Genomic DNA, 10,192 nt, shown 5'->3' with positions numbered 1-10,192 from the left:
TTGATTCGGCATCCCTGATGCACTACATCCCGGGAGAAACCGGACTCCCTCCCTCCGTTGTCCTGTTCGCGGCCATGAAAGCGCGCAGGAAGCCACATTGAGCGACACCGGGCGACATGAAGCGATGAAAGGGAACACCCGTGCGCGGAAGCGGCGGCACGGGGAAGATGGGGCACTCCGCCTTCGACGCGCGCCCTCGACGACCGTCTCACCCCAAGGACCGCCATGCGTATCGCACTGAGCCAGATCACGACCGGCCCCGACCCCGCGCACAACCTTGCCACCGTACGGGAACAGGCCCGCCGCGCGGCGGACTCCGGCGCGGACGCCGTTGTCTTCCCCGAGGCGACCATGGCCTGCTTCGGCACCCCGCTCGCCCCCCTCGCCGAACCGCTGGACGGCCCCTGGGCCACCGAGGTGCGCCGGATCGCCCAGGACGCCGGACTCGTCGTGGTCGCCGGGATGTTCACCCCCGCCGGGGAGGGCAGGGTGACCAACACCCTGCTGGCCACCGGCCCCGGCGTCGAGGCCTCCTACGACAAGATCCATCTGTACGACGCCTTCGGCTTCACCGAGTCCGCCACCGTCGCGGCCGGCTCCGAAGTGGTCACCATCGAGGTGGCCGGAGTCCGTACCGGCCTCGCCACCTGCTACGACGTCCGCTTCCCCGAGCTGTTCCGGGCGCACGCCGACGCCGGAGCCGTCCTCACCCTGCTCCCCGCCTCCTGGGGCGACGGCCCCGGCAAGCGCGACCAGTGGGAGCTGCTCGTCCGCGCCCGGGCGCTCGACGCCACCCTCTGGGTCGCCGCCGTCGACCAGGCCGACCCGGTCGCGTCCGGCCGCCCCGCGCCGCCGAAGACCCCCGCCGGAATCGGCCACAGCGCCCTCGTGGGGCCGGACGGCACCGTACGCGCCCGGCTGGAGGCCGCTCCCGGGCTGCTCATCGCCGATGTGGACGTGGCGGAGGTCGCCGCCGTACGCGCCTTGGTACCGGTGCTGGCCAACCGCAGGCTCTGACGCCCGCCCGCCCACCGGACCGCCCGCCGGACCGTCCGCCCCGGGCCCGCCGTCCGCCGCCCGTCGGCCCCGCCATCGAAACGGTCGACGAGTGGCGGGCGGCGCGACGACGGGTGAGCCTGGAGCCCGGGAGACGACGCCCGCCCCGTGCGCGGACGGCTCGCGGGACAACGGTCCAGGAGAGCGAGGAACAACGGTGAACAGCAGCGAACAGCCCGTCTCGCCGGTCGTGGTGACGATCGCGGGCTGCACCAGGGAGGACGCCGACACGGTGTTCCACCTCCTGGGTGAGTCCTACGCGTCCGATCGCGCGGCCGACGACGTCCCGCAGTACGTCTCCGAGGGACGTACGACCGTGTGGACCGCCACCTTCGACGTCACCGCCGCCCGGCCCGCGCCCGGCCCCAAGCGGCTCGGCTCCCCCGTGGAGGCCGAGGTCCAGGGCGGCTACTGGGCCGTCGACCGGATGCGCGAGACCCTCGCCGCCGCCTTCGTCGTCCATGACGAGGGCATGGCGGCGGGCGACCAGGAGAAGGACGTCCAGCTGAGACTGGAGAGCAGGCTCTAGACACGTCTTCCGGGCGAGCGCGGAGGAGAGGAGAGCGCGATGCCCATCGCCACCGTCGACCCCACCACCGGGGAGACCCGCAGAACCTTCGAGCCGCTGACCGCCGAGGAGACCGACCGGCGCGTCGCCCTCGCCCGGCGCGCCTTCGACGAGCACCGCGCCACCGGCTTCGCCCACCGCGCCCGGCTGCTCGAACACGCCGCCGATCTGCTCGACGAGGACCGCCACTCCATCGCCCGCACCATGACCACCGAGATGGGCAAGCCGATCACCGCCGCCCGGGCCGAGGCCGCCAAATGCGCCAGGGCGATGCGCTGGTACGCCGCCCACGCCCCCGCCCTGCTCGCCGACGAGCACCCGTCCGCCGCCGACACCGAGGACTCCGGGGCCGCCCGGATCGTCGTCCGCTACCGCCCGGTCGGCGTGGTGCTCGCCGTCATGCCCTGGAACTTCCCGCTCTGGCAGGTCGTCCGCTTCGCCGCCCCCGCCCTGATGGCGGGGAACACCGCCCTGCTCAAACACGCGTCCAATGTGCCGCAGACCGCCCTCTACCTGGAGGAACTCTTCCGGCGCGCGGGCTGGCCCGAAGGCTGCTTCCAGAGCCTGCTGGTGGGCTCGGGCGCGGTGGAGGCGATCCTCCGGGACCGCCGGGTGGCCGCCGCGACCCTCACCGGCAGCGAAGGCGCCGGCCGCGCGGTCGCCGCCGTCGCGGGCGACGAGGTGAAGAAGACCGTGCTGGAGCTGGGCGGCAGCGACCCCTATCTCGTGATGCCGTCGGCCGACGTCCGAAGGGCCGCCGACACCGCCGTCACCGCGCGGGCGCAGAACAACGGCCAGTCCTGCATCGCCGCCAAGCGCTTCATCGTCCACACCGACGTCCACGACGCGTTCTGCGAGCGCTTCACCGAGGGCATGCGCGCGCTGACCGTCGGCGATCCGCTGAACGAGGCCACCCAGATCGGCCCGCTCGCCACCGAGCAGGGCCGCGAGGACCTCGAAGCACTCGTGGACGACGCCGTACGCCGGGGCGCGACCGCGCTCACCGGGGGCCGCCGACCGCCGGGCCGGGGCCGGGGCTGGTTCTACGAGCCCACCGTGCTCACCGGGATCCGCGACACCATGCGCATCCACCGCGAGGAGACCTTCGGCCCGGTCGCCGCCGTCTACCGGGTCGCCGACGCCGACGAGGCGGTCGCCCTCGCCAACGACACCCCGTTCGGGCTCAGCTCCAGCGCCTGGACCCGGGACGAGGGCGAGCAGGAGCGCTTCGCCCGCGACATCGAGGCGGGCGGCGTCTTCTTCAACGGGATGACGGCCTCCCACCCGGCCCTCCCGTTCGGCGGCGTCAAGCGCTCCGGCTACGGCAGGGAGCTCTCGGCGCACGGCATCCGCGAGTTCTGCGAGGTGACCACGCTCTGGTACGGACCGGCCGGCGGGCGGGAGCCGTGAACGGCCCCCGGGTCAGCCGCCGGGCGCCGCCACCGGGGCCTGGAGCGTCGCGGGCAGCGGTGCCCGGAGCGGCTCGGTACGCGCCTGGGGATCGATCCAGTTCACCGGCACGGGGTCGAGGAACGCCTCCGCGTGCGAGACATGGCCGCGCTGGCGCTGTGAGTACGGCTGCGGATCGCGGATCAGAGAGGAGTGCGGCAATCCGCTCTCGTACAGCAGATCGGCCGTCTCCTGGACGAACTTCACCGGCCCGCAGAGATAGACGCTCTCGCCCGCCCAGTCGCGGCGCGCCCGCAGATGGGTGTGCAGCCGCTCCGCCGCCCTCATCCGGCCCTCGCCGTACTCCTGGTACCACCAGTAGGCGCTGAGATAGGGATGGTCGCGCAGCAGCCCGTCGAGCGAGGCGCCGTCGTAGAAGTGCGACTCCCCCCTGGCCACGGCGTCGATCCTGACCCGGGGAGCGGGTCTGCGGGCGAGTAACTCGTCCAGCACCGGCTTGACCGGGGCCCAGCCCGTGCCGGCGGCGATCAGGGTGACGGCGGGGGTGCCGGGCGGCGGGGCGAGCGCCGCGCCCGAGGCCGCGCCCAGCCGGAGCAGCTGGCCGGGCTCGGTGTGGTCGCAGAAGACCGTGCTCAGCAGCCCGTTCTGCACCCGGCCGATATGGAACTCAAGAATCCGCTCCCGGTCGCCCGCCCCCGAGGAGCCGCCCGCCAGGGAGTAGGGACGCCACACCCCGGGCAGCCCGGTGTGCTCGACGGTGGCGTACTGCCCGGGACGCCATGGATACGGGGTGCGCACGGCGGCGCGGACCACGGCCGTGTGATCGCCGTGCAGCCGGTGCGAGACGACGGTGGCCTCCCAGAACGCGGGCTCCCCCGAGGCCTCGGAGCGGTGCGCCCCCTCCTTCATGGCCTCTGCCACGCCCGTGTACACCCGGCGCCAGGCCGTTTCCGTCGGCTCGTCCCAGGTGAAGGCCGAGTGCCGGCGGATCGCGGCGAGCAGGCTGTCGCCGACGGCCGCGTAGTCCTCGTCCACCACCCCGAATCTGCGGTGGTCCCGGCCGAGCCGCTCCAGATGGGCGGGCAGCCCGGGATGGCCGAGATGGTCCACCGCGTGGACCAGGGCGGCGAAGAGCCTCTCGTACTGGTCGGCCATCACGGCGGGGAACAGCGCCCGCAGATGAGGATGGTGACTAAACAAATGGGCGTAGAAGTAGCGGACCGCGTGACCGGCCCGCCGTCTGACACGTTCCAGGCTCTCCCTGACCACAAGAAGGTCGCGGGCGCTGTCGTCGTCCATGAAGATCCCCCGGGGCTGCACGGTTGCGCGTCAGTTCGACGTGCGACAAGTGCCGAGCGAGCGCACCGTATCAACTCAACGGCGAAAACGAGCCGTTGGGCGCGGAATTGTTCCGGCGGACGCGAAATTGATACACGGGCCGGTGCGCGAGTGGCGGCCGACCGGCCCGCCGCCGTGGTGCGAAGGTTCCGCGAGGTCCCCGCCGTGCGGCGGGGACCCGATCGGACGAGAGAGCCCGGACGTCCTCAAGAGGACACGGCCTGAATGGCCTAGATGCCCTGCCAGTCCGGCTTGGCGGCGAAGGTGGCGCGGAAGTAGTCGGCCAGCTTCAGCCGGGACGCGGCGGCCTCGTCGACGACGACCGTGGCGTGCGGGTGGAGCTGGAGCGCCGACGCGGGCACCAGGGCCGAGAGGGGGCCCTCGACGGCGAGCGCCACGGCGTCGGCCTTGGCCTCCCCGGTGGCCAGCAGCACCAGGTGGCGGGCCTCCAGGATGGTGCCGATGCCCTGGGTGATCACGTGGTGCGGGACCTCGTCGAGGCTGTCGAAGAACCGCGCGTTGTCGGTGCGGGTCCGCTCGGTGAGCGTCTTGATCCGGGTGCGCGAGGCGAGCGAGGAGCACGGCTCGTTGAAGCCGATGTGCCCGTCGGTCCCGATGCCGAGCAACTGGAGATCGACGCCGCCGGCCTCGCCGAGGGCGCGGTCGTAGGCGGTACAGGCGGCGGCGACGTCCTCGGCGGAGCCGTCGGGGCCCATGAAGGACTCCTCGGTCAGCCCGAGCGGGTCGACGACCTCGCGCAGCACCACCGAGCGGTAGGACTCGGGGTGTCCCGCCGGGAGCCCCACATACTCGTCGAGCTGGCATATCCGGGCCCGGGACGGGTCCACCTCGGCGGCGCGCACCTTGGCCGCGAGGGCTTCGTAGATCGGGAGCGGCGTCGACCCGGTCGCCACCCCCAGCAGGGCGTCGGGCTTGCGGCGCAGCAGGTCGGCCATGGCCTCGGCGATGAGCTCGCCGCCTGCGGCGGCGTCCGGAACGATGACAACTTCCACGAAGATCCCTGTCTCTGTGTGCGTCTCGGTATGCGCAATGGTGTAGACCAATCTACCGGGTGGGTGGGGCATCTGTCGCGTACCCGCCAGGGGATGGACCGCCGGACCGGGGACCGGCCGGGGACCCGCCGGGGGACCGGCCGTCCCGCCGCACCCCGCGCACGCGCCCCGAACACCTCAGAACAGGGGCAGCTGACCGGGGAAGACGGGCACCACGGAGCCGTCGAGCGAGGGCTGGAGGGCGGAGTCGTACGGAGCCTGCCGCCGCGAGCCGGGACAGGAGACCAACTCCGCCGCCACCCGGGAACCCGCAGGATCATGGCGGGCGAACCGGCCCGCGACAACGGCGATTTCACGACGGCAGACCGGGCACAGACGGCGAGGAGCGGACATACCCCCAGTCTGCCAGCCGCCCGGGCCCGGGGAGTCCGGGGCCGAGGGGGCCGGGGCTCAGCGCACCTCCGTCAGCCGGGCGAAGACCACCACATTGCCGTCGTAGCCGGTCCTCTCGGTGTACCGGCCGCCGCAGGTGATCAGCCGCAGCTCGGGCCGGGGGCCGTCCCGGTAGACCCGCTCGGCGGGGAAGGACGCCAGCGGGTGCGCCTCATTGCCGTAGACCGTGAAGACGGCGGTTCTGCCGTCCTCGCGCAGGACCTCGATCCGGCCGCCCCGCTCCAGCGAGCCCAGCGGATAGAACACGGCGGGCCCGGCCGCGTTGTCCACATGGCCCACCACGACGGCCGTGCCCCGCTCCCCGGGCGCCGCCGCCCCCGCGTACCAGCCCGCCGACCCGCCGTCCGCCGCCGGCGGGGCCGCGATCCGGCGGTCCGCGCCGAGACCGACCCCGACCAGCGGGGCGTCCACCCGCAGCGAGGGGATGGCGATCCGCAGCGGCCGGGAGCGGGGGAGCGGGTCCGGCACGGCCGGGCGCCCGGCGGCCGTGGCGGTCGCTGCGGCGGTCGCGGCGGCCCGGTGCGGGACCGCCGCCTCGGCGCGGGGCGCGGGCGGCGGCCCGGCCGCGCTCCCCGCCGTACCGGCGCGCAGCAGGAAGACCCCGAACAGCAGCACGGACAGCAGGGCGAACCAGGGGCTGTGCCGGGCCGCCGGATGGTGGGCGGGCCTGGCGGGGTACGGGACCGGGTGCCGCACCCGGGTCCGTACCGGGTCAGCCACGGGCTCCGGAGCGGCGGCGGTACGCCAGCAGAGCGCCCCCGCCGACCGCGCCCGCGACCAGCGCGGACCCGGCGGCGAGCGTCCCCGCGTCCGGCCCGGCCGGACTCCCTCCGGTACCCGCCCGCACCCCGCCGCCCGGCTTCTCCGGGCCGATCCGCTCCGCCGGGTCCGCCGGGGTGTGCGGCCCGGTACCCGACTGCTGCCCGCCGTCTTCGTGACCGCCGCCGCCCGGGCCGCCGCCGTCAGGCCCGCCGCCGTCCGGTGCGCCGAAGGGCGTGTCCAACCGCGACACCTCCTCCTCGTCGCCGCCCAGGGGCGCGGCACCGCCCGGCACCTCCTCCCCGGCCACGGAGGGGGCGGCACCGCCCGGCACCTCCTCGTCGGCGAGCGCGGCCGGTGCGCCGAGGGCGAGCGCGGCGACGCCGGCCAGGGTGAGGGACACGACACGTCCGGCACGCACGGCACACATGGGCAGGCCTCCGATGCTGGGTGGACATCACAGGAGACCGACGCTAGGAGCGCCGCCGCGCCCCTGCCACTCTTGGAGGGCCGAACGGTCGCCCCGCCGCCCCCGCGTGTTCATGCCGAAGCGGTCGTACGCTCACTCGCGGACGGTCTCGTACCGCTCCCCGTCCACCGCCGCGCGCCGACAGCTCGGAGGGGTCCTCTCACCGACCGCCGCCCTGTGTCCTGTCCGTCAGATCTTGCGGTAGCCGTACGCCTCCTCCGCCGCCGCGACCACCGCGTCGAGATCCCCGCCCGCCGAGGCCGTCACCACGGCGGCGACCGCGCCCTCGACGAAGGGAGCGTCCACCAGTCTGGTTCCGCCGGGCAGTTCGTCGCCCTCCGCGAGCAGCGACTTCACCGTGAGGACCGCGCTGCCGAGATCGACGAGCACGGCGACCCCCGCACCGCCGTCGACCGCGTGGGCCGCCCGGGCGATCAGCTCGGAGCTGGTGCCGAGCCCGCCGTCCGGGGTGCCGCCCGCCGGGGTGACGGGCGCGGTCGCGCCCCCGCCCGCCAGCCCCCTGGCCAGCTCCGCGACGGAGGCGGCCACCTTGGCACTGTGCGAGACCAGCACGATGCCGACCTGCCCGCCGACCGCCGTCCGGCCGTCCCCGCTCATCCGGCCGCCACCTCCGCGAGCGCGCCCACGATCAGCGCCGACGAGGCCGCGCCGGGATCCTGATGCCCGATGCTGCGCTCGCCCAGATAGCTGGCCCTGCCCTTGCGGGCCCGCATCGGCACGGTCGCCAGCGCGCCCCGCTCGGCGGCCTCCCGGGCGGCGGCGAACGGCGCGTCGGCGGAGCCGAGGGCCTCCACCGCCGGTTCCAGCGCGTCCAGCATGGTCTTGTCGCCGGGCCGCGCCCCGCCCAGCTCCGCGACGGCGGTCACCCCCGCCCGCAGGGCCTCGGCCAGCCGCGCGGGCGTGACCTCGGCCGCGTCGCCGAGGGTCTTTCCCGTACGCCTCAGCAGTGTCCCGTACAGCGGACCGGACGCACCGCCCACGGTCGAGATCAGCAGCCGGCCCGCGAGCGTCAGCACGGCCCCGGGCGTCGGGGGCGGCTCCTTCTCCAGGGCCGCCGCCACCGCCGTGAAACCGCGCTGGAGATTGCTGCCGTGGTCGGCGTCGCCGATCGCCGAGTCCAGCTCGGTCAGCCGCGCGGCGTCACGGTCGACCAGGGCGGCACAGGCGATCAGCCAGCGGCGGAAGAAATCGGCGTCGAGCACATGAACTCCCTGCGGTCGTCGTTTCCCGGTAGATCCCGGTAGACCCCGGTCGGTCCGGTCGATACCCGTTCGGCTCAGCGGCCCTCAGCGGCCCCAGCGGAGCGCGGCGGTCTGCACCGGAGCGTCCCACAGCCGCAGCGACTCCTCGTCCACCTGGCAGAGCGTCACCGAGCAGCCGGCCATGTCGAGCGAGGTCACATAGTTCCCGACGAGGGTACGGGCGGCCTCGATCCCCCGCTCGGCGAGCCCCCGGCCCACCTCCGCCGCGAACCCGTACAGCTCCAGCAGCGGGGTCGCCCCCATGCCGTTCACCAGCACCAGCACCGGACCCGTCGGCGGCCGGTCCTCCACCACCGCTGTCAGAGCGACATCGGCGATCTCGCGCGAGGTCATCATCGGACGCCGCTCCCGCCCGGGCTCCCCATGGATCCCGATGCCCAACTCCAGCTCACCGTCCGGGAGATCGAAATTCGGGGTGCCCTTCGCCGGAGTCGTCACCGAGCTGAGGGCCACACCGAAGCTGCGCGAGCTCTCGTTCACCCGCCGCGCCACGGCCGCCACCTCCTCCAGGGGCGCGCCCGCCTCGGCCGCCGCCCCGGCGATCTTCTCCACGAAGAGTGTCGCCCCGGTACCTCGCCGCCCCGCCGTGAAGAGGCTGTCGGTGACCGCGACATCGTCGTCCACCAGGACTTTCGCCAGCCGTACGCCCTCCTCCTCGGCGAGTTCGGCGGCCATGTCGAAATTGAGCACATCTCCGGTGTAGTTCTTCACGATGAACAGCACCCCCTCCCCGCTGTCGGCCGCGAGTGCCGCCCGCACCATCTGATCCGGCACCGGACTCGTGAAAACGGCCCCCGGACAGGCCGCCGTCAGCATCCCCGGCCCGACGAAACCCCCGTGCAGCGGCTCATGCCCGGACCCGCCCCCGGACACGATCCCCACCTTCCCCGCCACCGGCGCGTCCCGCCGCACCACCACCCGGTTCTCCACATCCACGCGCAGCTCGGGGTGGGCGACGGCCATCCCGCGCAGGGCGTCGGCGACCACGGTCTCCGGGGTGTTGATCAGCATCCTCATCGGTATCTCCTCTGATGGCCGGTCAGGGCCCGTGGAGCGGGCGGCATCCGCCCAGTATGGGCGGGACGCGGGGCGGGGCGGGGCATCGCCACCCGGCCCGTGCGAGCGCCAAGGGCCGAATGGGGCAACAGCGCCAGGGACGCCAGGGGTACGGTCACGGGCATGGCCGAACACGATGCCCTCAGTCTCGTCCGCGACGCGTACGACGCCGTCGCCCCCGTCTACGCGGACCGGTTCACCGACTCGTTGCGCGACGAGCCCCTCGACCGCGCGCTCTTGGGCGCTTTCGCCGAGCTCTCGCGCGCGAGTGGGAGCGGTCGGGTCGCGGACCTGGGGTGCGGGCCCGGTTATGTCACCGCGTACTTGGACGGGCTGGGGCTGGAGGTCTCCGGCGTCGACGCCTCTCCCGAGATGATCGGGCTGGCTCGGCGGGCGTATCCGGGCCTGCGGTTCGACGTCGGTTCGATGGCCGCGCTGGACTTCGCCGACGGTGAGCTGGGCGGCGTACTGTCGCGCTGGTCCATCATCCACACCCCGCCGCGGGAACTCCCGGCCGTCCTTTCGGAGTTCCACCGGGTGCTGGCGCCCGGCGGCTGCCTCCTGCTCGGTTTCTGGGCAGGCGGCGACCCCTCCCGCCCGACGCGGGTCTTCGACCACGCGGTCGCGCCCGCGTATCGGTGGTGGCCCGACCGTCTCGCCGCGATGCTGCTCGAATCGGGGCTGGCCGAGGTGGCCCGGATGGTGTGTGAGCCCCGGCCCGCGGACCTGCGGCAGTTTCAGGCGATTCACCTGCTCGTCCGAAAGGACCTTCCGGTTTCGGTCTGAG

Annotated in this window: 12 protein-coding genes; 4 read left to right on the top strand and 8 right to left on the bottom strand. The window is 74.0% G+C overall.

All coding sequences use genetic code 11. The features are described 5' to 3' along the window. Nucleotides 1-225: 225 nt before the first annotated feature. The 3 genes from IE247_RS12335 to IE247_RS12325 all read left to right on the top strand — a co-directional run bounded on the left by IE247_RS12335 (nt 226) and on the right by IE247_RS12325 (nt 3,034). On the top strand, nt 226-1,017 hold the full coding sequence (locus IE247_RS12335) for a carbon-nitrogen hydrolase family protein (RefSeq protein WP_190123067.1): 792 nt from the start codon (nt 226-228) through the stop codon (nt 1,015-1,017). A 196-nt stretch (nt 1,018-1,213) separates the two neighbouring features. Further along, the gene (locus IE247_RS12330; protein WP_190123066.1) at nt 1,214-1,585 is read left to right on the top strand and encodes a hypothetical protein; all 372 of its coding nucleotides are present in this window, start codon (nt 1,214-1,216) and stop codon (nt 1,583-1,585) included. A gap of 39 nt (nt 1,586-1,624) precedes the next feature. Next, nucleotides 1,625-3,034 carry an NADP-dependent succinic semialdehyde dehydrogenase gene (locus tag IE247_RS12325; RefSeq protein WP_190123065.1) on the top strand — a complete coding sequence of 470 codons (1,410 nt, stop codon included), beginning with the start codon at nt 1,625-1,627 and terminating at the stop codon, nt 3,032-3,034. Nucleotides 3,035-3,046: 12 nt separating this feature from the next. On the opposite strand, the gene IE247_RS12320 is transcribed toward IE247_RS12325, so the two are convergent. From IE247_RS12320 to dhaK, 8 genes are all read right to left on the bottom strand, one after another. After that, on the bottom strand, nt 3,047-4,333 hold the full coding sequence (locus IE247_RS12320; protein ID WP_190123064.1) for a globin domain-containing protein: 1,287 nt from the start codon (nt 4,331-4,333) through the stop codon (nt 3,047-3,049). Nucleotides 4,334-4,602: 269 nt separating this feature from the next. After that, nucleotides 4,603-5,385 (bottom strand): glucosamine-6-phosphate deaminase, encoded by a 783-nt coding sequence (nagB, locus tag IE247_RS12315; protein WP_190123063.1) that lies wholly within the window; start codon nt 5,383-5,385, stop codon nt 4,603-4,605. Between the two features lie 177 nt (nt 5,386-5,562). Continuing rightward, nucleotides 5,563-5,778 (bottom strand): hypothetical protein, encoded by a 216-nt coding sequence (locus IE247_RS12310; RefSeq protein ID WP_190123062.1) that lies wholly within the window; start codon nt 5,776-5,778, stop codon nt 5,563-5,565. Nucleotides 5,779-5,835: 57 nt separating this feature from the next. Further along, the gene (locus IE247_RS12305; protein ID WP_373305547.1) at nt 5,836-6,462 is read right to left on the bottom strand and encodes a class F sortase; all 627 of its coding nucleotides are present in this window, start codon (nt 6,460-6,462) and stop codon (nt 5,836-5,838) included. A gap of 88 nt (nt 6,463-6,550) precedes the next feature. Further along, nucleotides 6,551-7,027, bottom strand: coding sequence for a hypothetical protein (locus tag IE247_RS12300; protein WP_190123061.1), 477 nt, complete (start codon nt 7,025-7,027; stop codon nt 6,551-6,553). Between the two features lie 228 nt (nt 7,028-7,255). Continuing rightward, nucleotides 7,256-7,684, bottom strand: coding sequence for a PTS-dependent dihydroxyacetone kinase phosphotransferase subunit DhaM (locus IE247_RS12295; protein ID WP_190123060.1), 429 nt, complete (start codon nt 7,682-7,684; stop codon nt 7,256-7,258). Next, nucleotides 7,681-8,289 (bottom strand): dihydroxyacetone kinase subunit DhaL, encoded by a 609-nt coding sequence (gene dhaL / locus IE247_RS12290; protein WP_190123059.1) that lies wholly within the window; start codon nt 8,287-8,289, stop codon nt 7,681-7,683. The genes IE247_RS12295 and dhaL overlap by 4 nt, the downstream gene beginning before the upstream one ends. A gap of 84 nt (nt 8,290-8,373) precedes the next feature. Continuing rightward, nucleotides 8,374-9,366: a dihydroxyacetone kinase subunit DhaK gene (gene dhaK, locus IE247_RS12285; RefSeq protein ID WP_190123058.1), complete on the bottom strand. Its 993-nt coding sequence runs from the start codon at nt 9,364-9,366 to the stop codon at nt 8,374-8,376. A 162-nt stretch (nt 9,367-9,528) separates the two neighbouring features. On the opposite strand from dhaK, the gene IE247_RS12280 reads away from it, so the two are divergent. After that, complete coding sequence (locus IE247_RS12280) at nt 9,529-10,191, top strand: class I SAM-dependent methyltransferase (RefSeq protein ID WP_190123057.1); 663 nt, start codon at nt 9,529-9,531, stop codon at nt 10,189-10,191. Nucleotide 10,192 lies beyond the last annotated feature (1 nt).

It is taken from the genome of Streptomyces inusitatus (assembly GCF_014651115.1).
Lineage (GTDB): Bacteria > Actinomycetota > Actinomycetes > Streptomycetales > Streptomycetaceae > Streptomyces > Streptomyces amakusaensis.
This window is presented reverse-complemented; position numbering and strand designations above follow the sequence as displayed.